Source organism: Endobacterium cereale (genome assembly GCF_009617585.1).
GTDB lineage: Bacteria > Pseudomonadota > Alphaproteobacteria > Rhizobiales > Rhizobiaceae > Neorhizobium > Neorhizobium cereale.
In genome coordinates this window covers 37,976-62,899 of the sequence record NZ_WIXI01000050.1, presented here as the reverse complement: position 1 = coordinate 62,899, position 24,924 = coordinate 37,976, and the positions used below count along the sequence as shown (strand labels likewise).

Genomic DNA, 24,924 nt, shown 5'->3' with positions numbered 1-24,924 from the left:
TCAAAGGTGTTGAAGCGAAGCAGCACCGTCATCCGACCCCGCCGTCCGCCTGCCGACGAATTCACAGTCGAACAACAGATCGCTCCCGAGATCATAAGCCGTCACGCGTGGCCTGATCGCTTCAGACAAGAGGTTGATGGCAGGCAGGCGCAAACCGGGCAGGCCTGAGCCGATGAGGATCGGGGCGACACAGATGTGAAGACGATCGACAACCTCGGAAGTCAGGAAATGCTCGATTGTACGTCCACCTCCCTCGACCAGAATGTTGAGCATTCCCCTGGCTTGTAGGGCACTTACGATGTCTGCGGCATCCAGTGATCCTGCGGCATTTCTCGCCAGCTGGATTGTGTCGACGTCGTCGCGCGGCTTCTGGTCGTTCGCCTGAACGACAATTGTCGAGGCGCAAGATTGATCCTTCCGATGAACAAGCTTGCAATTATCCGGCATGCGGCCATTGGGATCGATGACCACGCGGATCGGATTTCGGCCAGCAACCTTTCTCACTGTCAGCATGGGATCATCCGCGACGACCGAACCAACACCGACGACGACCGCATCGACCAGCGCGCGCAGGCGGTGCAGGTGGAGAAACCCGCCATCGCCGGACAGATTGCGGGCGTCTCCCGAAAGGGTGGCAACGCGACCGTCAAGCGACTGCCCGATTTGCGCGATAACGAAAGGATGCCCATTGCGTCTGGCGACCGCCCGATAGGGTGCCGCTACGGGATCAGAAAAAGCGTCGTCGTCGGGCGCCTCTCCGTCGCGCAACGCCAGAATGGATTTCCATGTGGAATCGGATATTTCACGCGCGTCGATCATGTCTTCCTCGTCCCGTCGAAGTTCTTGCACAATGGTCTGAGATCACGCCGCGGACCGCGCACCACCGGCCATACCGTCGCCCGGCTGACCATCCGTTTTGTTCGTTTCGCGCTCTCGGGGCGCGATAGCCAGAACGTCCCAGTGACCGACCTCGCAGGTCGAACCGTGGACCCGGGCGAGACGGCTTCTCCGCCAATCTTCCAATAGCAGCGGGTCGAGGCTGCGTTTCTGCCCGACAGCCGTCGCCATGCCGTCGATGAACTGCGCGTGCAGTTCCGCGTCATCAGATCCGAACCTCCACGGACTTTCCCCCATCATCACATCGAAGCCGTATTTTTCAAAGACGCGATTGAGCATAGGACCGCTGTCCGGTCCCAATGCTGGCCCCAATCCCTTGTCACCGCGTTGGTGTTCGTTGAACGCTGCCACGACGAGGTCATCGGCATCGTGACGGCTGCTCCAGACACAGACGCCATTGTAATTCAATGCCGCGTAGAGGCTGGCTCCGCATGCCTTGAGGTGGCCTGCCAAACTCTCCACCAGAGCGAGCGAGGCAAGATCGAACAGCGCCGAGGCGGTCACGAGCGCGGCGCGGGAAAACATGTCTGGCCGAACATCCGCGAGGTCCAGTTGCAGGAACTCCGCGGCGCCGCCGTCATGCTGCCTGTGGCGTTTGCTTGCTTCCTCAAGCAGCCGCGGGTCATGATCGACGAACCGCCAGCGTCTGCCCGCGACTTCTGGCATAAGGGCACGAAAGGTCGAGCCTGTACCGCAACCGACGTCGACGATGTATTTATCGTCTTCGGCAGTGTCCAGAAGATCAAGGGCCAGCCCGCGCAGACCCGTGTGACGCGCGCGATGATCGACAGGTTCGCGCAGATCGAGCCAGCGGGTTTCAAAGCCACTCATGCGATCGCCTCCAGAAAATCGGAAATTGCACGGGCTGTCGCCGGCCAGTCGGGCAGCGTTTGCCCGGCAAGCGACGATCCCCGAGCGTAACGGAGGCGGCAGGCCGGATCATCGAGGAGTGAAGCCAACGCACGGGCGACGCCTTCTGCATCACCTGGCCGAACCAGGATACCGGCAGTTTCGGGTACCACCTCCCCTACAGCGCCACCTCGACACCCCACGATTGGCAGGCCCCAAGCCATCGCCTCGGCAAAGACCATGCCGTAACCTTCATATTGACTGGCGAGCGCGAAGATATCGGCGCGGCGGAATTCCAGTGCAACATCCTCTACCGCTCCGGTCAGGGTGATACGGGCATCAAGCCCTGCTTCGGCGACCTGCTGCCGTAGCGCCTGTGCGGTTGTGCGATCCATGCTGTCGCTTCCAACGATACGGCAATGCCAGCGCCGATCGGCAATGCTTTGAAGGGCGGAGATCAATGTCGCATGATCCTTGCGCCGCGTCAGGGAGCCGACAGACAGAATAAGCGGATCATCAGCCGGCACGTCAGGGCGATCCCGTTGCTGTGACGTGACGTGGTCGGTACCCGGAGCGGCCACGAGAATGGCGGCGTCCTTCACGTCGAACTCCTGCCTCAGCGTGCGCGCGGTAGCCTGACTGGTGACGATAAGCCCACGGCTGGCCTTGAGCGCGACTGTCTCGCTGTCTTTCAGACGTTCAGCAACCTGCGGCGCGATGCCGGTTTCGAGAGCCAGGGGATGATGCACCAACGCCACCAGCCGCAACCGTCGAGATTCCGCCTGCGCGATCTGGGGCATGGCGCCGAAGGCAAGACCATCGACCAGAACAAGACTTCCGTCGGGGATAGCCGAGAACCTGGCTGCGACCTCGGCGTGATCCTCCGGACCCGGATAGGGAAATGCCGACGGCAAGGCGATGTGCTCAACGCTCCAGCCAAACGCCCGCAACTCCCGGATCACCCGTCGGTCATAGCCGTAGCCCCCGCTCGGCGTGTCGATATTGCCTGGAATGGCGAAGACGACCTGATGCCGTTCTCTCGACACGCTCAAACGGCTGCCTCGTACCACGCCCGAGCGACATGGCTTTCGTGCAGGGTGATTTTCAGTCGCTTGATGCGTGATCCTCCCACCCCGAGGTCACCATTCTTGATGCGGTTCCTCAGCGTGTCGAAAACATGCTTGGCAAGAACCTCGGTCGTGGTCACCTTGCCGCGAAACACGTCAAGTTCATCGAGGTTTTTGTAATTCAGCGGCGCGACCGTCTCCCCAAGAACCTTTGTGGCCAGGCCGATATCGACACCAAGTCCATCCTCATCGAGGTCTTCCGTCATGAACGCCGCATCGACGACGAATGTCGCACCATGCATGGCTTGAGCCGGCCCGAATACCGGGCGCGGCAGGCTGTGAGCAATCATCATGTGATCACGGACTTCAACTGCAAACATGGATATCCTTTCAGACTAACGGTAACGGATGCGATGACAAAGAGTGTCGGGATCGGCGAGAATGGCGCCGTAACGATCGGGCAGAATGTCGAAATCGGTCTCGCCGGACACGAAGTGGTCGAGCCGGCTGTCGTTCAGAAGCTCCAACGCCTTTGCCAGACGCCGCGACAAAGGCCAGCGGGCGCGGCGCGATGGCGGCACATGGCCAACCTGTGATGCGACGATGGAAAGCCGCTGACTGTGAAACGCCCCGCCCAGGGATATCCCGACATCCGCATGCCCGAACCACGACATTTCCACGACTTTCGCCTCGAATGCGGCAAGCGAGATTGCGGTGGTCAGACCAGCCGCACTTGCCGATGTGTGAATGACGACGTCCGCCTGCCCGGCAAGCGGGCCAGTCTCATCAGGGCTCAGGAAACGGCAGCCGAACATCTCACCAATCACCCTGCGGGAGGGATTGACGTCGACGATCGCGACATCTGTTCCAGCCACCTTCGCCGCCAGGAAAGCCATGAGCAGGCCGACCACGCCACCGCCGATGACTGCAACCGTATCACCCGGCATGATACCGGCATCCCAAACGCCGTTGAGCGCAGTTTCCATGTTCGCAGCCAGCACGGCCCTTGACGCAGGCACGGCATCGGGAACGACCACGGCCATCTGCGCTGGCGCGCGAAAGACATCCTGGTGGGGATGCAGGCAAAAGACTGTCTGGCCGATCCTGTCGGGCGCCCCGGCAACGATTTCTCCGACAGCGGCATAGCCATATTTGACCGGGAAGGGGAATGCGCCGGACTGCAGCGGCGCACGCATACGCTCGAACTCACCTGGTGGCACTGCTCCATTGGCCACAAGTGACTCGGTTCCGCGACTGACCCCAGTGAATAAGCTCTCGATGATCACTTCATCTTCAAAACAATCACCGACTGGCTCTTCCCGGAGTTCTGCCTGCAAGCGATCGACCAGCCATAACGCCCGGGCCGTCCTCATTGACCGCCCGCCGTCTGTTCGTTCTTCGAGACCTGCGGCCACTCGTTTGCCTTGCGCACGATTGGCCGGCGCCAGCGGCGTGCATCATCCGGCACAATCCTGCTCAGGACACGCGGCATATGACTTTCCTCCGGTATCGCGAACAGACCCAAACGCGTGCTGAGACGTCCGAACCACTCGGAAGCCGTCGCCATCGTGAAAGGAACGGCCACACACAGTCCGCCGATGAAAGGCAGCGCCCAGAGCGTGGCAACCAGGCCGCCTGCCCTGAACACGATCACCGCAAGCGTGATGCCGATGATTGTCTGCACGGCCATGGCCTTTACGGCGGTCGCAAGGGAAACACCGAGCTGATCACGGTTCTGGCCGCTCCAGGTCACCGACCGCCCGAACAGAAGTCCGAAAAGAAAGATGGTGATGTACACGGCGATAATCGGCGCCATCAGCATCGACGTGATGACCTCGACAAGCACCGACAAAGTGAACCGCAGCGGGCCGCCATAGCTTCGCATAGCTCCGCGTGTGAAAACCACGTCGATGGCTCCGGCAATTTTCGGGGAGATCGACAGCAGGAAGATCGAGATGAACAGCCAGAAACCCAGTTCCATGTAAACCGGCGCGAATCCGGAGGTTATCCCCTTCCATGTCGCCGCGAATGTCATGGCAATCCAGGCGGGAGGGGCCATGTACATGAGGATGGCCTGCAGTATCTGGAAACGGCTAACCGGCTCCAAACCCGGCGCGAACAGGAAACGCCAGTATTGCATATTGCCCTGGCACCAGCGCAGATCACGGCGGGCGAACTCGATCAGTGTCGGCGGGTTGGCCTCGTAGCTTCTGGTCTCGATAGGCAGAACACGAACCTCGTAGCCGCCGCGACGCATGAATGCCGCCTCGAGCTGATCGTGACTGAGGACGTGTCCTCCGAGCGGCGGTGAACCCGGCAAGACCGGAAGCCGGCAATGAGTTAGAAACGCTTCGGTTCTGATGAGGGCATTATGGCCCCAGTAAGCGCCGCAATCAGCGTTCCACCACGCAGAACCCATGGTGAAGGAACGCATGCCGTGCCGCATGCCGAACTGAAACATGCGCGCAAAGCCGCTCGTTGCCGGCATGCCCACAACAAGTGTCTGGAGAATGCCGATCTCGGGATGTTGCTCCATCGCGGCGACAAGCTTCACGACGACATCGCCGGACATGACGCTGTCGGAATCAAGCGGCAGGAAAAAGTCGTAATCGCCGCCATACTCGCGAAGGAAATCCTCGACATTCCCCGCCTTGTAGCCGGTGTTTACAAGCCGACGCCGGTAGATGGGACGATTATTGCCCTGCTGCTCGACGAGATCCGCAAATGTGCGAAATGCATGCTCTTCATGCTGTGCGATATTCTGGTCAGATGTGTCACTCAGACAGAAAACTTGAAAGTGATGATCGAAACCTGTCGATCGCATGCTTTTCCAGATCGCATCCAGGCGTTCGAACACAGGACGTGGGTCCTCGTTTCGAAGGAATACGATCAGTGCCGTCCGGGACTTCAGCGTGTGCGGCCGGGATTGGGCGCCATCCGCATAAAACGGGTAGACGCTACGTGCAGGGTTTCCAGGTCCATGCAGCAAGAGCAGCCCGATAACTGCATTCCAGAAGCCGAGAACTGTCCAAGGCGTCGCCAGAAAGAATCCGATCAGGATAATCGTTTCGGGGCCGAAGAGCGTTGTGGGTGACAGGAGGCTATAGACGAGGACACCCATCATGAGGATGGTGCCGACGTTCAAGCACAAAACGATAAGCCGCCGCCACGAGACAGGAAGTCCGGCGTATCGGGCCGTTCCCGAATGGAAATTTTCTTCATCCTGTACCAGCGTGTTTCGGCTCGGCGCAGGATTATGCTGAAACGTCATTCGGCATTTCTTTCACGTTTACACGATGATGTTTCAGCTAGGCCAAACCTGACCTCTGGCAAGCTCACAATAATTTCATCTGCCAATTAAATACCTAGATGTCGTCATGCACAACGCTTGAGATCGCCCGTAAAGCAGGGAATTCGATCGCATGGCAGGGCACGTGAACTAAAAACGAAATGCTGAATTTCTGAAATGAACGGCAAAGGCGGGTGGCCTGATGCGTTTCGAAGTCTAACTCGTTGCTGACCGCAGGCGTTTTTGTTGTGACGCCAAAAGAGGATTGAAACATGACCGCCAGTTCCAGTGCCTATCCTATGTTCGACGCAAGCGAAGCCTCCATCGTCCGGGAGCGCGCCGTCTCCGAGCTTCGATATGGCCGTCCGGTGCTGCTCATGCACGGCAATCTTCAATACGCGGTCGTGTCGCTCGACACCGCCACCCCCGAAATACTTTCCCGCTTCGGCGACATCGCCGCCAATCGGCAGGAACTATTCATCACGGCGCAACGTGCCCAAAAGCTCGGCATCACCGCACCGTATGGCGCGCTGATCAATGTCTCGGATACCGACTACGAGCAATTGGCGACGATCGCCTACGGTTTCGACACGACCGCAAACCCCTCATACCGGTCGGCTTCAGAATCCCTTGCAAAGCTGGAAATCCTCGCCCGCAGCGCCTTGCTACTGCCGGCTTTCATGGTTTTTGAAATAGCCTCTTCGGATCACCGTTTTGACGGTTGCGTCATGCTCGACGCCGCGACACTCGAACATGACAGCGTGGCCGAAGCTCATTTCTCGATCGTCGCGCGGACACAGGTGCCGCTGAAGGGTATCGATACTGCAGAATTCGTCGTCTTCAGGGGTGGCGTCGCGCAGCGCGACCAGATCGCCATTGTGGTGGGTTCGCCTGACATGTCGAAGCCCGTTCCCGTCCGCATTCATTCCTCCTGCATCACCGGCGATCTTTTCGGTTCCCTGAAATGCGACTGTGGTGACCAATTGCGGAAGGGCATGCAGTTGATCGAACAACGTGGCGGCGGAATACTGCTCTATCTCGACCAGGAAGGCCGCGGCACCGGGATCGCTTCCAAGATGCGCGCCTATGGTTATCAGACAGCGGGCCTTGATACGGTGGACGCAGACGCCACGCTTGGATTTGGAGATGATGGGCGCGCCTATGGCGCGGCTGTTGCCATGCTGCGCGGCCTCGGCGTTTCCTCGGTCGAGCTTTTGACCAACAATCCCCGCAAGATCGCAGCGATCGAAAATGCCGGCTTTACCGTGAGGCATAGAACCCCTGTGCTCGGCCTGGTCACTGAGGAAAACCGTGGTTATCTCAGAACGAAAGTGCGCCGGTCGGGACACATGATCGATATCGAATCGCTGAAAATTCCGGCCGAATAGGGTCGGGTCTCTACCCGGCTGAAGATCTTGGACGCGGCACCATCTTGCTGAGCCGAGCACACGCTTATCTAGCAACTGAACAAGAAGAACCCGCCGCCACCGATTCCGCGAAATGCGTCTGTGATGGCGTCACAGCTGGACTACCATGGCGTTGATCAATGTTGCCTGCGCTCTCGCATCAACCTGAGCATTTCGAGATTGTTTCGCGCCGTCTCGGAAGAAATGCGGGCGCGCTCCATGTTCAATAGCTGCTCATTGTCCCGACGCTCCTGCTGGCGCATCATGCAATCCGTATGCGATCGCGAACCATAGCGGGCGCCGAAATCGGTACAAGTGCCGGCATCCTCGTAAAGGTTCGCGTGACGTTGTTCTTCCGCCGATACGCATCCGCTCAGCATCATGGCGGCGAACCCCATGCCGGTGATCACGAATACGGTGCAAACATCGTAGAGAGCGCTATGTTTTGTCATTTGAAATCCTTTCGTCATGGCTGCGTTTATTTCACCGCATGCGGTTTCAATCCTATCCGATAGGCGGCGAATGCCGACTTTCGGATTGAGTTCAAAACCAAGGCGGTCCTGACGGGTTTAGAAACAGCTATAATGACACTTAGTGTCATTATTGTGATGACAAAAGCCACGAAATCCGACCGCTGTGAGGAACAGCCTTAACTATCTGACATTATGAACCTATAAGCGTCGCAGAATGATGCTACGGAGAAACAGATGAGCCGGACGATCCGGGAAGATGCCCACATAGATGTGGCAAGAAGTGCCGCACGGCTGTTCCTGGAAAAGGGCGTGGCGGCCACCAGCGGTGAAGAGATCGCCGAGGCGGCCGGCATATCGCGACGGACGCTTTGGCGCTATTTCCGCACGAAGGAGAGCTGCATCGAACCTCTCTTTGCCCGCATGTCTCAAAACCTTGCCGCGAAGCTTCAGAAATGGCCGCTCGATATGACGGTCGAGCGTTTTCTGGAAATCAACTACGACATGAGCAAAATAGACGCTCAGGAGATCGAAGACAGCAAGCTTGTGGTGCACCTGATCGCACGGCTCGCAGAAGAACCAGCGCTTCTGGAGCCGTGGTTCATGTCGACCCGCGCGACAGAAGACTTGATGGCTGGCGTGATTGCTGCCCGGCTAGAATTGTCTCCGACGGATTTCGAGGTGAGGCTTTGCGCCGCTACCGTCTCGGCCGCAATGCGTGTCATCGATGAGACCATCAGCCGAGCCGCAGTCAGATACGGACAGGTTCCGACAGTCGCCGAGAGTAACGATCGGCTGGCCCAGGCCATACGCCGCGCCAGCACCTTGCCGTTCTGCGATCCTGTCACTCCCCGGGGGCGGTGATCACCGCCCTGACCAGCCACGGTCAAAGGATTGCTGGGCCAAACCGAGCCCGAGGCCACGTCCCGCGGCGGCGATCAGAATGGACTTGGGCATGATTGTCTCCTTTTCAAAGTGCGGTGTAGCGCCCATCCGCCATCACCAGCGCACCCGTCATGAATGCGGATGCAGGTGACGCGATGTTCATGGCGTGTCCTCCGGATAATCCGTGCTGCGTGTGATCGCTGCCCAGGCATCGATTTCATTTGCGATCTGGTCGAGCTTGGTGCGTGCCCGCCGCAAAGCATCACTTCCGAGAAGAAGATGCAGAGGCGGATTGGGAGAACGCACCAGGGCGATGATGACCTTGGCAGCACGCTCGGGGTTGCCCGCCTGACGACCGGCTGCGGCATTGAATGCCGCATCGCTGCGTCCGATCGTTTCCGCATAGGCGCTATCCGCCTCGCCACTTTTGCGGATCGAGTGGGAAGATAGGAAATCCGTCCTGAAGGCGCCGGGCGCCACCGCCGTCACCTTGATGCCAAGCGGCGCAACTTCGAGCGACAGCGCGGCAGACATGCCCTCCAGAGCGGATTTGGCCGCAGAATACATGGCCGATCCGGTCGATGGCGCTCGCCCTGCAATCGAGGTGATGTTGACGATATGGCCATTCCCTTGCCGGCGCAGATGTGGCAGGGCGGCCCGAATGATGCGAAACGGCGCGATGACATCGACGGCAAACAGCCGCTCGACCTCCTCGTCGGTTGCACTTTCAAGCGCACCGAGAAGACCGTAGCCCGCATTGTTGACGATGACGTCGATATGGCCGACGCGCTCGAATGCCTCAGCAATACAGACTTCCGCCGCACCTGCCTCTGCGAGGTCGACAGTCAGCACGTGCAGTGTGCCCGTATGGTGATCGAGTGAAACCGGCCCTTTTCGCACAGTGCCGATAACCGTATCGCCTTCTGCCAAGGCTGCGATTGCCACCGCGCGGCCAAGCCCGCGCGAAATACCGGTAATGAACCATGTCGTCATGATGTGCTCCTTTGAATGGATGCAACAAAGATGAGGCACATCACGAAACTTTATAATAGGATCAAAAATTACAAACCTTGTTAGTCAGCCTAATCAATCTGCGAACAATCATGACCAAACTTCTTGCCAGTCAGGACTACAATCAGCTTCGCGCCTTTATCACGGTTGCGGAATATTTGAGTTTCAGCCGTGCGGCCGAGCAACTGGGCGTCTCGCCCTCGGCGCTCAGTCAAATGGTCCGCAACCTTGAAGATCATGTCGGCGTGCGGCTCTTCCATCGCACCACACGAAACGTGTCGCTGACTGAAGCAGGAGAAAATCTCTTTCAACGTGTCCAGCCAGCCGCCCTCGAACTGGGCGGCGCCATAACGCAGGTCAAGCATTCCGGCGAAAAGCCCGCTGGCACCGTTCGGGTCCATACGTTCCGGTCCGCAGCGCGGAAATACATCGACCCAATTCTGAAAAGCTTCACCGACCGCTATCCGGGCGTGGTTCTTGATATCACCGTGGATGACGAAGTCATTGATATCGTTGCAGAGGGTTACGACCTCGCGTTACGCATTGGAGAAGTCATCGAGAAGGATATGATTGCGGTACGCCTCGGCCCGGAATTGCGGCAGATCGCTGTCGCGACCCCGGATTATCTGCAACGGCATGGGCATCCCGATCACCCGCGCGATCTGGTTGACCATCGCTGCATACGCTGGCGCTGGCCGGGTCGCCCAACACCCTATGCCTGGGAATTCGTCGAAAACGGCACCTGGTTCAGCGTTACCGTCGACGGTCCACTGGTGTTCAGCGACAAGGAAAGCGCTCTAAAAGCAGCTTTGAACGGTATTGGCATCGGCTTTGCGATCGAAGACACCGTGACCTCTCATATCGCAACCGGCCAACTGATCCCCTTGCTGACCCCATGGTCGGCACCCTTTCCGGGCTTGTTCATCTGCTATCCGCAACAGCGTCAGATGGCACCGGCACTGCGCGCCCTTATCGACGCGCTTCGCGCCGGGTCGGCTGACATGGAACATCAATCGCTTGCTTGACCCGACAATTTGACCATGTCCGCCAGTCGCGGTTCGCCATGACTTCACACATGATGACGACACGTGAAGGCCGCGTGGCATCCGGGATCACTCGGTCAGGCTGCAACTAAACTTACACACCAAGAAGCGTGGAGCCGGAGAATATCCAACGTGTCACAGGCTTTGTCGGCGCTCGCCATGTCAAACACGGCGATGTCGCTGGCGCCGTATGGCGTGAGGCACATCACTCGCGGGTGACGTCTGATCGTCAACTGCCGTGAACGCCGAACCGCCGGAACAAACCTACACCGGCGCGCTTTCTCTGATGACCTGCAACGATTTCGTCAAAGAAAGGACATGCCTTATGACATCGGCTCCAGTACTCTTAATGGGTGGCTCCGGTTCGATTGGAAGACGAACTGCAGATGCTCTGCGCGCCGCTCACCGCGAACTTCCGTTACTGATCGGTGGCCGTGATCTTGGCAAAGCCCGCGAGGCGGCAAGTGAAATCGGCAATGCGGAAGGTGTACGCCTTGACCCCGACATCCCGGATTTAGGTCTTGGAGACCGGCCGGTTCGAGCTGTGGCAGTCTTTTATTCGGATGAACGGCTGGCCAGCCTGCATTATGCTCACGCCCGCAACATACCGCACCTCGGCATATCGTCGGGTGTATTCGAGATTGCGCCCGAAATCGCCATCTACATGCACAGACCCGAAGCGTCGGCGATTGTGCTGGGTTACGAATGGCTGGTGGGGGCCACGACTGTCACCACCCTGGAATGCGCCAAAGCATTTTCACGAATTGAGAATGTCGTCATCAGCGCGCTCGTTGACGAGCAGGATAGCGGGGGGCCCGCTGTCGCGGAAGATTTCGAGCGACTGAACAAGATGTTACCATCCGCTCTATCTCGGCGTGACGGCGCCTGGATTTGGCGCAGCGGAAACGACGCTAAAGCCAGCTTTCGGGCAATCGACGGCACGGTGATTGAGGCCTCTGGTTTTTCCTCCATTGATGTTGCCAGCCTGGCTGCGGAAACCGGTGCGAAAAACGTGGAATTCAACATGGGCACCGGTGTCAGTTCATCGCGCCGGCGCGGCGAACCGAAATCTACGGAAATCATCATCGAGTTGACAGGCGAAGGCCAGGACGGCCAAAGCCTGCGGAGCCGTCATGCGGTGTTTCACCCCGGTGGTGCCGCAGCACTCACTGCGCTCGGTACAAGCATGATCATTGAACGGTTGGCAGGTCTTAACGGATCGCCTACGCCGCCCGGCCTGTATTTCCCCTATCAGATCGTCGACCGCTCGGCCTATCTGTCTCGGCTCAAAGCCGAGGGCGGCGACCTGATCTCCCTTGGCTGAAGACCCGGCCCGAAGTGAATGACTGAATCATCCCGTTGGACGCCCGGTTGACGCCGCCGTGACCTGAGCTCGGCGGCGTTTTCGATTATTCGTGTTTCGTGGTCGCTGCGTGACAACATTGCTGAAGGCGGCGAACGAGTTCCAATTGCTCTGCTCGTATTGTCAGCCGGCGGACAAGCCGTATCGTCAAAAAACCTTTCGACGAAACAACCTAGGGGCGGCGCCTTTCTGATCCTTGTTCGCTAAGCTCAAGACGTGGAACGAGATTTTCTGAACCAAATCTTGGCTGCCTCACGCTGACAGGCTTTGATAGAAGCGACCTGCCGGATTCAGCGTGTGAGGAGGCTGGAAAGCATTAGTTGGCTTGCCGTTCTCGCACATCCTGCCGTGCCCAAACTAGCCGCGAACGGGCTCCAATCCTAGGCAATGCCCCTGATGATCCGGGCAACCTCGGCAACGACCGTACGGCTGGTCGCAAAACTCACCCGTGGCTCAAAGCCGAAGGATACGGAGCGGGGCGAAGCCTCGCCGGCCACCAGCCGACACGATCCATGCACCTCGCGCACGCCGGAGTCTGTGATGATCTGCTCGACCGATGCCGGTCCGATGCCGCTACCCGCCATGATCGAAACGCGACCATCTGCGTGTTCCACCAGCATCCGAAGAAGCTCACGGCCCTCCAGCGCCGTTTTCTCAAGGCCGGAGGTCAGGATGCGTTCGACACCGAGGTCAACCGCCTGCTCCAATGCCTCAAATGGATCCGGCACAAGATCGAACGCGCGGTGAAGCGTCACACCGAGCCCTTCGGTATGGGCCATGAGGCGGCGAAGCAATGCCACAGCCAATCGACCATCCGGATGATTGGAACCGATGACGACACCGGCAAGCCCGTGCGCACGCACCGCGTCGATATCGCCCAGCATCGCACGTTCACTATCGGCGCTGTAAACGAAATTCCCTGCACGCGGGCGGATCATCGCATAGACGGGGATGGGCACCTTCGCCGCTTCGAGCATCAGGCCGGGCGATGGGGTAAGGCCGCCGAGGTCGAGCGCCGAACAAAGTTCAAGTCTGTCGGCGCCACCGGCGACTGCCTCGATGATCCCTTCAGGGGTCTCAACGCAAACTTCGAGAAGCACGCTCATGCCGCCTCCTGCATGCGCAGGCCCTGTCGTCCCAAGACGGCGGCGCCGATCAGCCCGCCATCGTCCATCCGCTGCGCCGGCACGACAAGCGGTCGGTCGAACCGATTGAGAATGCGGCTTCGAACCGCCCGATCCAGCATCGTCATCAGCGGGTCAACCGAAGCCAATCCACCGCCGACCGGCACGATCGACGCGCCGGTGATGTTGACGGCCAGTGCCAGCGGATCGGATATCAGTTCCAGATAGACAAGTACCGTCCGGCGAGCGTCGTCATCGCCGCGCTGCCATCCGCTGAGAATGTCATGGCTGGTTTCCACGCGGCCGGTCAGGTGTTGATGAATGCGCTCTATGCCGCGCGCTCCGCCGATCGTGTCGGCACAGCCGGATTGACCGCAACCGCAAGGGAGGCGTGGCATGTGGATTGTTTCGGATCTTCCAGCTTCTTTCATTTCGATCTCGACCGAGGTGCAGACGATCGGCCCATGGCCCCATTCTCCCGTCACACCACCGGCGCCGCGCGCCAGCCTGCCATCGATAGCAAGCCCGCCGCCGATACCGGTTCCCATGATTGCGCAAAAGGTAACCGCATGCCCCCTGCCCGCGCCTTCATTGGCTTCGGCAAGCGTGAAACAGTCTGCGTCATTCGCCGCAAAGACCGAACGCGAGAGAGCCATTGCAAGCGCTCCCGCAAGTGGGCGCCCGGTAATGCAAGGGATATTGGCGGAGGTCGCTACGCCCTCGACCGGCTCGATGAGCCCGGCGACGGAGAGCGCCAGCGGTGCATCGGACGGGGCGAGATCTGCATGGCGCTGCAAAAGGCCCGCAAGGGCGCCACAAAGCGCCGCCCAATCATCGGCCGGCGTTGGCACCCGTTCGAGATGCACGAGCCGACCCGGACCGGGTGACAGAGCAAACTTTATGAAGGATCCGCCGACATCAGCGGCAAACACAGGGAGCGTCACGGGTAGATCAGTCGCCGGAGCCATCATTGACGCGGGTCCAGCAGGTCGCGCAGGCCGTCACCCAGAATGTTGAAGCCAAGCACGGTTACCATGATCGCCAAGCCCGGAAACAAGGACATCCAGATATTCAGTCCGAGATAGTTGCGACCGTCGCTCATCATCGCCCCCCATTCGGGCAATGGCGGCTGCGCGCCGAGCCCGAGAAAGGAAAGGCTTGCCGCTGACAGGATGACGGTCCCCGCTGTCAGCGTCGACTGGACGATGATCGGTCCGATCGCGTTGCGCAGGATATAATGGATCATGATCCGTCGACGCGAAATACCAAGCGAAATTGCCGCCTCCACATAGTCCATGCTTTTTAGGCCGAGCGTCAGGTTGCGGGCAAGCCGTGCATAGACGGGAACGGAAAAGATTGCGATGGCAATCATCAGGTTGGCAAGGCTGGTGCCGAGCACGCTGACAATCAGAATGGCGAGCACGATGCCCGGAAAGGCAAAGAGGATATCCATCGCCCACATGACCGCCTGGTCGATATAACGACCGCTCATGCCTGAAAAGATACCAAGCGGCACACCCACCATGACTGCGAGCCCAACAGACAGCACCACTTCCAGAAGCGATATGCGCGCACCGTATAGGACGCGGGTAAGGATGTCGCGCCCATTGTCATCGGTGCCGAAGGGGTGGGCAAACGACGGCGGCTCCATCGTCGCAAGGAGATCCTGATAATAGGGATCGGCCGGAGAGATCAGCGGCGCAAAAATGGCGGCGGCCACGAGAAACCCGATCAGCGTCCCGCCGATGGCAATGCTGCGGTGCTGGTTCGCAAAGCGCAGCGCACGCAAGATCGACGGGCGCGGCGGCCTGTCGGAAAAACGGTCTGTTTCGATCTGCGCCATCAGTCCAGCCTTATCTTCGGGTTAAGGGCGGCGATCAGAACTTCAGCAAGGAAATTCATCAGCACGACACCGGTGACCGCCACCAGCGTCACGCCCTGAATGACCGGATAGTCGCGGTAGCGCACCGCATCGACAAGGAACCGCCCGATGCCCGGCCAGTTGAAGACGGATTCCGTCACAACGGCGCCGCCCATCAGGCTGCCGAAATTGAGCCCGACGATGGTGATGATCGGCAGCAGCGCATTGCGCAGCCCATGGCTCCAGTAGATCGTTGCAGGCCGGACACCCTTGGCATAAGCGGTGCGAATATAGTCCTGCGACATCACTTCGATCATACTCGAACGGGTCATCCGGGCGATGACCGCGGTCGGCAGGACGGCGAGCGTGATCGACGGCAATACAAAACTTTTCCACGACGTCGCACCGAGCAACGGCAACCAGCCAAGCTGAACCGAAAACGTGTTCATCGCCATCAGTGCCAGCCAGAAATTGGCGACCGACGCACCGGCGATGGCCAAAAGCATGACGATCTGGTCCGGCCAGCCTCGCCGATAGATTGCCGCCAGCATGCCCGCCGGAACCCCGATGCCGATCGCCATCAGATAAGCGGTGATGGCGAGCGCAACAGTGAAGGGCAGCCGCTCGCCGATTTCATCCACAACAGGCAATTTTGACTTGATGGAAATGCCCAGATCGCCGCGAATTGCGTCGTAGGCGTAACTCGCATATTGCGCCGGCAGGCTACGGTCCAGGCCAAGCCGTGACGTCATCGCATCGACCGCCTCCTGGGTTGCTTCCGGCCCCGCCATCAATCGTGCAGGATCCCCCGGCAGCGCACGGATCGCCACGAAGACGATGATCGAAACACCGATCAGGATCAGTGGCAGCGCCATGATTTTTTTGGTGATATAGGCTTTCATTCGCCCTCATGCATTCTACCGGCCTGGTATCGTGGTGGTGGGCGGCTGCCGTGGAGACAGGCAGCCAACGTCTCCCTGGCAACCGCCGCACACTAGTCGTATCCGACCTGCGTCAGTCCTTCGTGGCATCCTTGACGACGACCCCGCCGCCGGGGATCATCCACACGCCATTGATGTTGGCGCGGGTAGCAAAAAGGTCCTGCTTGGTGAACAGAAGCACATGCGGTGCCTGATCGTTCACTTCGTTTTGCGCCTCAACATAGATTGCATTGCGCGCCTGCTCATCGAGCGTCGAGGCAGCCTTGTCGATCAGACCGTCAAGCTTCTGATCGGAGAAAAAACCGAGATTGGCGCCGCTGGGCGATGCGCTTTTTGAATAATAAAGCGGCCTGAACTGCAGGTCGGCGCCGTTGACACCGGACGACCATGAGGCGATCGACGAACCGATACCATCCTTTTCCTTGCCGGCGGGATCGAGGAAGGCCGCCTTGGACCAAACGCCACCTTCCATCTTGCGAACATCGAGTTTGACACCGATCTTTGCCCACATGGCCTGCAGCAATTCGCCGATCCGCGCTTCCTGCTCCTGCACGATGGTCGACATCGTAAAGCCCTCCGGATAACCGGCTTCCTTCAGCAGTTCCTTGGCCTTGGCAAGGTCATATGGATAGGGATCGAGCGTCTTATCATAGCCGGGCGTCACCGGTGCCAGCGGCGAGTTGGCCGGCGTCGCGAAGCCTTGCGTGAACGCTTTGACGATGCCGGCGCGATCGGTCGCGTAGTTCAGTGCCTGTCGGACGCGTAGATCGTCAAGCGGCTTCATCTTGGTATTGAGTGAAACCCAAAACACCGCCGAACCATCGGTGACTGAAAGCTTCATCTCAGGATTGGCCTTGACTTGCTGGGCAAAGGCCGAGGGGAATGGATTGATGACGTCGGCGTCGCCGGTCTGCAGCGCCATGTTCATCACCGAGGTTTCGGACGTCCAGGTCCACTTTATTTCGTCTTCGCCCTTCGGCGCCCCTCCCCACCAATCGGTATTTTTCACCGCCAGCACGTATTCGCCGGACTTGTATTCTCCCAGCTTGTAGGGGCCGGTCCCGACCGCCTTCGCACCGATCGTGCCGGCCGCATCCGCAGCCGGGCTGACCATCAGGCAAGGCCCAGTCGTTAGCAGTGCCAGGAAGGCAGGATACTGGGTCTTCAGCTTGAACTGTACCGTCATGGGATCGATGGCGGTCACGCCTTCAAGGAAGGTCCGTAGGCGGCCACTGGCAGCAAGCCCGCGCTTGGCGTCCAGATGACGGGTAAAATTCTTGACGACAGCATCGGCATCAAAGGGCGTACCGTCGTGAAACTTGACGCCCTGTCGCAGCTTGAAAGTCCAGACCAGACCCGCGCCATCGGCAGACCATTCGGTTGCGAGCGCCGGCTTGAGCGACAGGTCGGGGTCACGCTTCAAAAGCCCCTCATACATCGGGTCGAGCAAGGATGCGGTATAGGTTGCGGTTTGGTCGCCGGGATCCATCGAACGAGGCGCCTCACTTTGCATCACGTTGAGCGTCGCCGCCTGAACGGCTGTTGCGATCGCAAACTGCAGGGCAAAGCTCCCTGCGACGGCGCAGGCAAGCGTGAAACGGCGTTTCTTCACAAACATGGTCATCAGTTCACCCTCGGTTTCTTGACGTTGACGCAAACCCGAAAGCCAGCGCCGTTTCGATCATTTTTATTATTTATTACCGTTGATTTGTTCACTTTCTAAACTTAGTGTCAAGCAACATCGACGGTCACGCAAGCCTGAGGCGCCCCCCCCCTTGAACGCCATCATCACATCATCGCAGCGGCAATTGCTGCGCGCCATCAGCCGGTCGGGTCCGTTGAGCCGTACCGAGATGGCGCAGGCGCTCGGCCTCTCGAAGGCTGCAATGAGCGGGCTCGCTCGCGATCTGATCCAGCTTGGCATCCTGCGCGAGGCCGATACAATCTACGGTCAGGGCCGCCCTTCGATCCGACTCGACCTTCATCCCGATTGCGCCTTCTTTGTCGGCGTCTCGTTGCTGCAGGATCCCGCGCCGATGATCCTTGGCAACCTCAATGGTGAGATCATTGCCCGCGCTGAAATCCCACTGTCGCGCGATCCGGCGGTCATTGCCGATGCGATATCCGAAGCGCTTCCCACGCTCCTGTCTGCTCATCCGGTTGCGGCCGAAAAGCTGGCGGGCATCGGCGTCGCGCTTTCTGGCTTCGTCGATGAGACACGCAAGAACTGCGTCCAGTCGACGCTTCTGAACTGGCAGGATGTGCCGCTGGCCGACCTCGTCCGTGACAAGACCGGCATAGAAACCTTTCTGGAGAACGACGCCAAGGCGGTGGCCGTGGATGAGAAGCTCTTCGGCAGCGCCCGCGAGATCCAGAATTTCAGCGTCGTGTCGCTCGGCGACGGCATTGGCTGTGCCCATTTCATCGATGGGCGTCTTTACCGCGGCAATCATGGCGGCGCTGGCGAGATCGCCCACTGCACCATCGAACCCGGCGGCGCGCCCTGCCGCTGTGGCAAACGCGGTTGTCTCGATACGGTCGCCTCGATGAAGGCGATCAAGGAAATGTCGCGCGCCGAAGGCTTCGAATGTGTCTCGCTTGCGGAGATCGAAAACCAGGCTTCGAGTGGCAATACCGCCGCGATCCGCATCCTGCACCGCGCCGGCTCAGCGCTCGGGCTTGCCATCGCCAACCTGATCCAGATGAACGATCCCGGGCTGATTCTCATCACCCATGTCGAAGGCTCGTTCGACGGTCTCTTCGGAACCGTCGTCAACCAGGCCATCGAGACCAACGTGCTTCCGCGCTATGCCGGGCAGACGCCGATCCGGATCAGGCGCGTCGATGGCGACATCTGGGCGCGTGGAGCTGCCAGCATCGCCGCCCATCATTTCATTCTCGGTCCCAATCCCTAAGTCGAGGTCTTCCATGCGCATCGCTGTCGGCGGCATCCATATCGAATGCAGCACCTATAATCCGGTTCTCAACGAGGAGAAGGATTTTCGCATCACCCGTGGCGAAGACCTGACGGCAGCTCCATACTTTGCTTTTCTCAAGGATTATGACGCGGAATTCCTGCCGACCATTCATTGCCGCGCGATTGCCGGCGGCCCGGTTGCCCGCGCCACCTACGAAGGCTTCAAGACCGAGTTTCTCGACCGGCTGAAACCGCTTTTGCCGCTCGATGGCCTCTATCTTGCCATGCACGGCGCCATGTATGTCGAGGGCATGGAAGATGCCGAGGGCGACTGGATTTCGGCGGCCCGCGAACTCGTCGGCCCGAATTGCACTGTCTCTGCCAGCTACGACCTCCATGGCAACGTCACCCAGCGCATTCTCGATGCGCTCGACATGTATTCAACCTACCGCACGGCTCCCCATATCGATGTGGAGGAGACGATGCGCCGTTCCGTTTCCATGCTGGTCAGGAGCCTGAAAACCGGCATCAGGCCGTTCATCGCGTGGGCGCCGATCCCGGTCGTGTTGCCCGGAGAGCGTACGAGCACGGTCGATGAACCCGCCATGAGCCTCTATGCCATGATGCCGGAAATAGATGCGATCGATGGCGTCTGGGATGCTTCGCTGATGGTCGGCTATGTCTGGGCCGACGAGCCTCGTGCCACCGCCGCCGCGATCATGACAGGCACTGACCGCTCCGTGCTAGAACGCGAGGCCAAGCGGGTCGCCGAAGCGTATTGGAACGTGCGTGAGCAATTCGTCTTCGGCTGCGAAACAGGTTCGATCGACGAATGCATCGACAAGGCGATCGCAAGCCAGACGGCCCCGGTCGTATTGGCGGAATCCGGCGACAACCCGACCGGCGGCGGTGTCGGCGACCGTCCTGAGGTCTTGAGCGCCCTGATCGCCCGCGACGCCAAGGGCGTCATCTTTGCCGGCATAGTCGATCGTCCGGCGACCGAGGCCTGTTATGCCGCCGGCATCGGCGCCGTGCTCGACCTGACGGTCGGAGCGTCGCTCGACGCGATCAACAGCAAGCCAATAACCGTCAAAGCCACCGTCCGCTTTCTGCATGAAACCTCTGAGCTGACCGACCGGCAGGCTGTCGTCAGGATTGGTGGCATCGATCTGGTGCTGTCGGCAAAGCGCCGCCCCTATCACTATATCGCCGATTTCACGCGGCTGGGCCTGGACCCGAAGGTTGCCAGGATCGTCGTGGTCAAATCCGGCTATCTCTCGCAGGAACTGGCGCCGATCGCGAACCCCAATTTGATGGCATTGTCACCGGGTGTCGTCGATCAGTTCGTCGAACGACTTCCGCGCAACCGAAAGGCAAACGCAACTTTTCCCTTCGACAAGAACTTTGCGTTCGAGCCAAAGGTTTTCTGCTCGGCTCGGTCAGCATCGCGTTAGATTTTTCGCGAAGGGCCACCGGCGCGCTATGCTCTGGGGTCGGATTGGAATGCCGGGAACTGAAGTTTCCCGGCTTTGATCATGATGACTGGCTATATTTGTCATCGGGATTCTGCAGGACAATCGGGATGTTATATCCGATTGCCGAATGAGGACGATCCACATTGTCGTATTGACGCCAAATTTCCAACTTTTCGCGAGCACTCTGCACGGCGCTTGCTTTTAAAGGACTTGAAGAAGCCGTTTTCCTTAGACGGGTTTTCAGGCTGCCGGGTATCTTGCGGGATTCGAAGAACCTGGCAGACGGCAGCCATAAAACCTTCCTAGAGCTTCTGATGCATACTTTGGCCCGGCAATTCGAGCCTGACGACCAGTCCCTCAGGCTGGCGATCGGAGAATTCCAGCGTACCGTGATGGGCCTGCACGATCTCTGAAACGATCGACAGGCCAAGTCCGAACCCTTTATCTGAACCACCGCGCGCACTATCCACCTTGAAAAACGGTTCAAGTACGCGGGCTCGATGCGTTTCAGGTATCCCCGGCCCGTCATCCAGTATTTCGATCACGGCACCGGCATTTTCCATAAGCAGGTGAACCTCAACCTTCGTACCGAATTTCACCCCGTTCTCACATAGATTGGTGATCGCGCGTGTGATGGCCGACGGCCGGACACTGGCGACAGCGCGCGACGGGCCAAGATAGCGCACATCGTGTCCCATATCGGCAAATTCATCACAGACTGTCTGCAGCACCGATGCCAGATCGACGCGCTGCGTCTCTTCATATTGGTGGTTGTCACGCAGATAACCGAGGCTTTCCTTCAGAAGTTGGTCGATACGCTCGATATCCGCCAACAAAGCATCGCGAACCTCTTCCTCGCTGACACGATCCGCTCGCAACCGCAGCCGCGTCAATGGTGTGCGCAGGTCATGGCTGATGCCGCGCAGCATTCGTGTGCGTGCCTCCACCATGGAGGAAATGCGGGTTTGCATGCCGTTCAGTGCACGCGCCAGCGCCACGATTTCGACACTGCCGCGCTCCTCGAAAGGCGCCGGCCCGAGCGAGATATCGGCCTTCATGGCGGACGAAGCGATGCGGCGCAAAGGGCTAGTGATGGCCCACACGGAAAAAACGGAGAACAGGATGATCAGCGTTACGGTCGCCACCAGATAGTTGGAGCCGAACCGCAGCGCATCGGTGCGCAGGAAACGTTCCGGCTGCAACTCCATGACGAGAAGTGTCTCTTCATCGACCTTCGCGGCAAGAACGCGTTTGCCATCGACGAACGTTCTCCACCCACCATAGGGAATGGGCCGGTCTTCCGGCGGAAGCAGCCTGTCGATGACGACCTGTATGAATGGCTCATCAGGCGATGTGGTGGAGACATTGTCAAAATAGCTGATTGGCCGCTGTATAAGCGACAACTCGCCGCGATTTGCGGCCATCAAAACGATATCCCGTTCGTGGGGCTCGGCCTTGGCAAGCACCAGGGCGATAGCCGAAACACGCGCGGACATGCCTTCAAGATCGGGCGCGCTGTATTCGTCCCGCACCCAGCTTTCCAACGTCGAGCCGATCACGAAGGCAATGACGAGGCAGGCAAAAATGACGGCGGTGATCTGGCCATGAATGGTTGAGATCAACCTGGGCAACCGAAATCCCAAAACGCCTCCTCGGGTTTTCCTCATGTGTGAAAAATGGTTGCCGCGCCAAAGCCCGCGACATTCGCTGTGCACAATAGAGAGCAAGGCGAAAATTGGACATTAAGTTTTATGTCGGCCCCACGAAAAATCCCGGCAAGCCGGTGGGGCGCAACAAAGCGTAACACAAAGACATGAAGCGCAGGATTGCCGCGTGACAGGACGGGTGTGTTGCACACACGGCCCGGCTTTACCGGCGAGGCCCGTGTCAAATCACTGGAGCACCCATGTCTTTTATCAAACGGACCGACCGGCGACTTCTGACCAGCGCCCTATACGTCTCGCTCGTGCTGGTCGGCACGGGTTCGAACACGCTTGCCGCCGACACAAGCATCGTCGACCAGCCTCCGGAACCGGCTTTCGATCAGAAGCGGTTCGACAATGAAAAACCACAGCGCAACTGGAGCCTTATCGTTGGCGCCGGCGCCATCTATGAGCCGGAATACGAAGGCGGCGACAAGTTTGAAGTTTCTCCCGTACCGTTCATCGTTTTCAATTACGGCGATTGGCTGGAAATCGATCCGCGCGGCGTGACCGTGACCGCGATCCAACAGAACGGTTTCAAGCTGGCCGCCAAGGTCGGCTATGAAAGCGGTCGCGACCAGGATGACGCCGATCGCCTGCGCGGATTGGGCGACATTGATTTTGCCGCAACTGTCGGCGCCAAGGCGTCCTACGAATGGAGCGGTTTCGAGTTTTACGCCGCCGTCGACCAGACGATCGATGGCAGCGAAAGCCTGATCGGCACATTTGGCGCCGAATATCAGGCACCCGTGACCGAACGACTGATCCTTGGCGCAGGTGTCGAGGCGGTGGTTGCCAACGACAAGCACATGCAAAGCTATTTTGGCGTGACGGCGGCCCAGGCCGCCAGCTCCGGCCTTGCCGAATACAAGGCGGAAGCCGGCCTGAAGCGCGTTAACGTGTCGGCATCAGCGATTTACATGCTCAGCGAAAACTGGCTGGTGCGCGGCGAGGCAGGCGTCGGCTTCCTGACCGGTGACGCGGCCGACAGTCCGATCGTCGAAGAGAAAGTGCAGCCTTCGGCCTCGCTATTCGTCGGCTACAAGTTCTGAACCGGCAGAGATGACGTGAAAAAGCCGGGTCGATCGCCCGGCTTTTTTTCGTGAGTTTACATCAGGCTTGTTCGACCCGGGCAGTGAACACATAACCGCCGAGCCTGACGGTTTGCAGGAAGATCGGTATTTTCGGATCGGCCTCGATCTTCTGGCGCAGGCGACTGATATGCACATCGACGCTGCGCTCGATCGGTCCTGCCAGACCGGTATGGGTGAGCGAGAGCAGTTCCTCGCGGGTGATGACCCGGCCGGGGTTACGACAGAAGGCGAGAAGAAGGTCGAATTCAGTGGTTGTCACGGCGACACGCGCATTGCTTGGATCGTGTAGCTGGCGACGCATCGGATCAATCTGCCAGCCTTCGAAACGCAACGTGCGTTGACGGGTGGTATGTGCCAGACCATAGGATGCGCGGCGCAAAAGGCTGCGGATGCGCGCCACGACCTCTCGTGGACTGAAAGGCTTGGTGATGTAGTCATCCGCACCGACTTCCAGGCCGACGATGCGGTCGACCTCTTCGCCAAGCGCGGTCAGCAGTATGATCGGCGTTGTCTTGTCCGAACGGATACGCCGGCAGATGCTGAGGCCATCCTCTCCCGGCAGCATGACGTCCAGGATGATCAGATCGAATTCATTGCTGCGTAGCAGTGCATTCATCACATGTCCGTCTTCGGCGACAGTCGCAATCATGCCGTTTTCCTGTACGGCGAGCGCAAGCAGCTTGCCGATTTCGGGATCGTCTTCAACGATTAGGATTTTTGCATTGTTGGCGTTCGCTTGCACCCGGCTTGTCCTCGCTGTCCTGACCGCCGCCATATGGCACCCAGCTAGGTTTGGAGATGTTTCGCTTTATTAAGTTTTGTTGCGAAGCTTGGCAAACGGCCCGGCTCACACCGGCAGGCTCCAGAGGGCAGGCAGGAGGCCCATTGTCTGCATGATCCTGATCAGTTCGACGACAGCCCAGGCACCGAGAAAAACTGCTCCATCGCGCAGGCTGCCGATGGCCTGAGCCGAACGAAGCGGTAGATCATCACATTCCCGCCAGAGCGACAGTTTGGGCAGAAGACGCGGCACGGATGCCTTGTATTCGTCAAAGCCGATTCCATAACGGCTGCCGAGATAGGCATCCTCGCCGCGCATGGCCATATCGAAGGCAAGCCATGCGACAGCAACGAGTATCAGCATGGACAAGACGCTGCCCGTTTGTGCGCCGATACCGGCAATTCCGAGCAGACTGAAGAAATAAAGTGGATTGCGGCTGATCGAATAAGGACCGGTCGTCACCAGTTCCGAATTCTTGCGGCCACCGATGTAGAGAAGAGACCAGCCACGACCCGCGATGGCCACGAAGATGGCCAAAGTTCCAACGAGCTCGAGCACGGCGCTGACGAGCGGAAATGCAGGCGGTGCGGATGTGACGGCCAGCAGGCAAAAGGCGATGCCGGCGGAAAACCGCAGGGCGTTGATGCGGTAGATCTGGACGAAGGGAGAGCGGATGTGGGTCATGGTGTTCCTGAAGCCTCGCGGGATGGTGGACGCATCGGCTTTCCCATGCATGGCGACACTTCGG

23 protein-coding genes are annotated in these 24,924 nt (G+C 59.2%); 7 read left to right on the top strand and 16 right to left on the bottom strand.

What is annotated here, in order from left to right:
* From GAO09_RS23830 to mdoH, 6 genes are all read right to left on the bottom strand, one after another.
* Complete coding sequence (locus GAO09_RS23830; protein WP_153358452.1) at positions 1-819, bottom strand: RibD family protein; 819 nt, start codon at positions 817-819, stop codon at positions 1-3.
* Positions 820-861: 42 nt separating this feature from the next.
* A complete protein-coding gene (locus GAO09_RS23825) occupies positions 862-1,728 on the bottom strand; it encodes a class I SAM-dependent methyltransferase (RefSeq protein ID WP_153358450.1) in 867 nt (288 codons plus the stop codon).
* Positions 1,725-2,792 (bottom strand): glycosyltransferase family 4 protein, encoded by a 1,068-nt coding sequence (locus GAO09_RS23820; protein ID WP_324185486.1) that lies wholly within the window; start codon positions 2,790-2,792, stop codon positions 1,725-1,727. Before GAO09_RS23820 ends, GAO09_RS23825 begins: the two co-directional genes overlap by 4 nt.
* 2 nt (positions 2,793-2,794) lie before the next feature.
* On the bottom strand, positions 2,795-3,193 hold the full coding sequence (locus tag GAO09_RS23815) for a 6-pyruvoyl trahydropterin synthase family protein (RefSeq protein ID WP_153358446.1): 399 nt from the start codon (positions 3,191-3,193) through the stop codon (positions 2,795-2,797).
* Between the two features lie 15 nt (positions 3,194-3,208).
* The gene (locus GAO09_RS23810) at positions 3,209-4,048 is read right to left on the bottom strand and encodes a zinc-dependent alcohol dehydrogenase (RefSeq protein ID WP_209018822.1); all 840 of its coding nucleotides are present in this window, start codon (positions 4,046-4,048) and stop codon (positions 3,209-3,211) included.
* Positions 4,049-4,182: 134 nt separating this feature from the next.
* On the bottom strand, positions 4,183-6,084 hold the full coding sequence (gene mdoH / locus GAO09_RS23805; protein WP_153358442.1) for a glucans biosynthesis glucosyltransferase MdoH: 1,902 nt from the start codon (positions 6,082-6,084) through the stop codon (positions 4,183-4,185).
* 290 nt (positions 6,085-6,374) lie between these two features.
* On the opposite strand from mdoH, the gene ribA reads away from it, so the two are divergent.
* Positions 6,375-7,490: a GTP cyclohydrolase II RibA gene (gene ribA, locus GAO09_RS23800; protein WP_153358440.1), complete on the top strand. Its 1,116-nt coding sequence runs from the start codon at positions 6,375-6,377 to the stop codon at positions 7,488-7,490.
* A gap of 155 nt (positions 7,491-7,645) precedes the next feature.
* Here the strand turns inward: ribA and GAO09_RS23795 are convergent, their stop codons facing one another.
* Positions 7,646-7,960: a hypothetical protein gene (locus GAO09_RS23795; protein ID WP_153358438.1), complete on the bottom strand. Its 315-nt coding sequence runs from the start codon at positions 7,958-7,960 to the stop codon at positions 7,646-7,648.
* A 255-nt stretch (positions 7,961-8,215) separates the two neighbouring features.
* Between GAO09_RS23795 and GAO09_RS23790 the strand changes: the two genes are divergently transcribed.
* On the top strand, positions 8,216-8,842 hold the full coding sequence (locus GAO09_RS23790) for a TetR family transcriptional regulator (protein WP_153358436.1): 627 nt from the start codon (positions 8,216-8,218) through the stop codon (positions 8,840-8,842).
* Positions 8,843-9,022: 180 nt separating this feature from the next.
* Here GAO09_RS23790 and GAO09_RS23785 read toward each other — a convergent pair whose 3' ends face one another.
* Complete coding sequence (locus GAO09_RS23785; protein ID WP_153358434.1) at positions 9,023-9,856, bottom strand: SDR family NAD(P)-dependent oxidoreductase; 834 nt, start codon at positions 9,854-9,856, stop codon at positions 9,023-9,025.
* Between the two features lie 110 nt (positions 9,857-9,966).
* Here GAO09_RS23785 and GAO09_RS23780 point away from each other — a divergent pair, with 110 nt between their 5' ends.
* Positions 9,967-10,899 (top strand): LysR family transcriptional regulator, encoded by a 933-nt coding sequence (locus GAO09_RS23780; RefSeq protein ID WP_153358432.1) that lies wholly within the window; start codon positions 9,967-9,969, stop codon positions 10,897-10,899.
* 256 nt (positions 10,900-11,155) lie between these two features.
* Complete coding sequence (locus tag GAO09_RS23775; RefSeq protein ID WP_209018820.1) at positions 11,156-12,241, top strand: SDR family oxidoreductase; 1,086 nt, start codon at positions 11,156-11,158, stop codon at positions 12,239-12,241.
* A gap of 419 nt (positions 12,242-12,660) precedes the next feature.
* Here the strand turns inward: GAO09_RS23775 and GAO09_RS23770 are convergent, their stop codons facing one another.
* The 5 genes from GAO09_RS23770 to GAO09_RS23750 form a co-directional block, all read right to left on the bottom strand.
* A complete protein-coding gene (locus GAO09_RS23770) occupies positions 12,661-13,386 on the bottom strand; it encodes a copper homeostasis protein CutC (protein WP_153358430.1) in 726 nt (241 codons plus the stop codon).
* On the bottom strand, positions 13,383-14,348 hold the full coding sequence (locus tag GAO09_RS23765) for an ROK family protein (RefSeq protein ID WP_324185455.1): 966 nt from the start codon (positions 14,346-14,348) through the stop codon (positions 13,383-13,385). Before GAO09_RS23765 ends, GAO09_RS23770 begins: the two co-directional genes overlap by 4 nt.
* A 23-nt stretch (positions 14,349-14,371) precedes the next feature.
* Complete coding sequence (locus GAO09_RS23760; protein WP_153358426.1) at positions 14,372-15,247, bottom strand: ABC transporter permease; 876 nt, start codon at positions 15,245-15,247, stop codon at positions 14,372-14,374.
* Entirely contained in the window at positions 15,247-16,167 is a 921-nt protein-coding gene (locus GAO09_RS23755) for an ABC transporter permease (RefSeq protein WP_153358424.1), read from the bottom strand. Before GAO09_RS23755 ends, GAO09_RS23760 begins: the two co-directional genes overlap by 1 nt.
* Positions 16,168-16,279: 112 nt before the next feature.
* Positions 16,280-17,830, bottom strand: coding sequence for an ABC transporter substrate-binding protein (locus GAO09_RS23750; protein ID WP_153358422.1), 1,551 nt, complete (start codon positions 17,828-17,830; stop codon positions 16,280-16,282).
* Positions 17,831-17,981: 151 nt separating this feature from the next.
* Between GAO09_RS23750 and GAO09_RS23745 the strand changes: the two genes are divergently transcribed.
* Both GAO09_RS23745 and GAO09_RS23740 read left to right on the top strand, forming a co-directional pair.
* Positions 17,982-19,121 carry an ROK family transcriptional regulator gene (locus GAO09_RS23745; protein WP_153358420.1) on the top strand — a complete coding sequence of 380 codons (1,140 nt, stop codon included), beginning with the start codon at positions 17,982-17,984 and terminating at the stop codon, positions 19,119-19,121.
* Between the two features lie 13 nt (positions 19,122-19,134).
* Positions 19,135-20,577: a M81 family metallopeptidase gene (locus GAO09_RS23740; RefSeq protein WP_153358418.1), complete on the top strand. Its 1,443-nt coding sequence runs from the start codon at positions 19,135-19,137 to the stop codon at positions 20,575-20,577.
* Positions 20,578-20,900: 323 nt separating this feature from the next.
* Here GAO09_RS23740 and GAO09_RS23735 read toward each other — a convergent pair whose 3' ends face one another.
* A complete protein-coding gene (locus GAO09_RS23735; RefSeq protein ID WP_235938435.1) occupies positions 20,901-22,229 on the bottom strand; it encodes an ATP-binding protein in 1,329 nt (442 codons plus the stop codon).
* A gap of 275 nt (positions 22,230-22,504) precedes the next feature.
* Between GAO09_RS23735 and GAO09_RS23730 the strand changes: the two genes are divergently transcribed.
* Positions 22,505-23,353, top strand: coding sequence for a MipA/OmpV family protein (locus GAO09_RS23730; protein WP_153358414.1), 849 nt, complete (start codon positions 22,505-22,507; stop codon positions 23,351-23,353).
* Positions 23,354-23,414: 61 nt separating this feature from the next.
* On the opposite strand, the gene GAO09_RS23725 is transcribed toward GAO09_RS23730, so the two are convergent.
* Complete coding sequence (locus tag GAO09_RS23725) at positions 23,415-24,170, bottom strand: response regulator (protein ID WP_153358412.1); 756 nt, start codon at positions 24,168-24,170, stop codon at positions 23,415-23,417.
* A gap of 72 nt (positions 24,171-24,242) precedes the next feature.
* Positions 24,243-24,860, bottom strand: a complete 618-nt coding sequence (locus GAO09_RS23720; RefSeq protein ID WP_209018819.1) for a methyltransferase family protein — start codon at positions 24,858-24,860, stop codon at positions 24,243-24,245.
* Between the last annotated feature and the right edge of the window lie 64 nt (positions 24,861-24,924).

Coding starts and splice junctions, on each gene's coding strand:
- GAO09_RS23755 (WP_153358424.1), bottom strand. CDS start 16,167: ATGAAAGCCTATATCACCAAAAAAATCATGGCGCTGCCACTGATCCTG.
- GAO09_RS23830 (WP_153358452.1), bottom strand. CDS start 819: ATGATCGACGCGCGTGAAATATCCGATTCCACATGGAAATCCATTCTG.
- GAO09_RS23790 (WP_153358436.1), top strand. CDS start 8,216: ATGAGCCGGACGATCCGGGAAGATGCCCACATAGATGTGGCAAGAAGT.
- ribA (WP_153358440.1), top strand. CDS start 6,375: ATGACCGCCAGTTCCAGTGCCTATCCTATGTTCGACGCAAGCGAAGCC.
- GAO09_RS23720 (WP_209018819.1), bottom strand. CDS start 24,860: ATGACCCACATCCGCTCTCCCTTCGTCCAGATCTACCGCATCAACGCC.
- GAO09_RS23780 (WP_153358432.1), top strand. CDS start 9,967: ATGACCAAACTTCTTGCCAGTCAGGACTACAATCAGCTTCGCGCCTTT.
- GAO09_RS23740 (WP_153358418.1), top strand. CDS start 19,135: ATGCGCATCGCTGTCGGCGGCATCCATATCGAATGCAGCACCTATAAT.
- GAO09_RS23785 (WP_153358434.1), bottom strand. CDS start 9,856: ATGACGACATGGTTCATTACCGGTATTTCGCGCGGGCTTGGCCGCGCG.
- GAO09_RS23815 (WP_153358446.1), bottom strand. CDS start 3,193: ATGTTTGCAGTTGAAGTCCGTGATCACATGATGATTGCTCACAGCCTG.
- GAO09_RS23825 (WP_153358450.1), bottom strand. CDS start 1,728: ATGAGTGGCTTTGAAACCCGCTGGCTCGATCTGCGCGAACCTGTCGAT.
- GAO09_RS23770 (WP_153358430.1), bottom strand. CDS start 13,386: ATGAGCGTGCTTCTCGAAGTTTGCGTTGAGACCCCTGAAGGGATCATC.
- GAO09_RS23730 (WP_153358414.1), top strand. CDS start 22,505: ATGTCTTTTATCAAACGGACCGACCGGCGACTTCTGACCAGCGCCCTA.
- mdoH (WP_153358442.1), bottom strand. CDS start 6,084: ATGACGTTTCAGCATAATCCTGCGCCGAGCCGAAACACGCTGGTACAG.
- GAO09_RS23725 (WP_153358412.1), bottom strand. CDS start 24,170: ATGGCGGCGGTCAGGACAGCGAGGACAAGCCGGGTGCAAGCGAACGCC.
- GAO09_RS23795 (WP_153358438.1), bottom strand. CDS start 7,960: ATGACAAAACATAGCGCTCTCTACGATGTTTGCACCGTATTCGTGATC.
- GAO09_RS23760 (WP_153358426.1), bottom strand. CDS start 15,247: ATGGCGCAGATCGAAACAGACCGTTTTTCCGACAGGCCGCCGCGCCCG.
- GAO09_RS23750 (WP_153358422.1), bottom strand. CDS start 17,830: ATGACCATGTTTGTGAAGAAACGCCGTTTCACGCTTGCCTGCGCCGTC.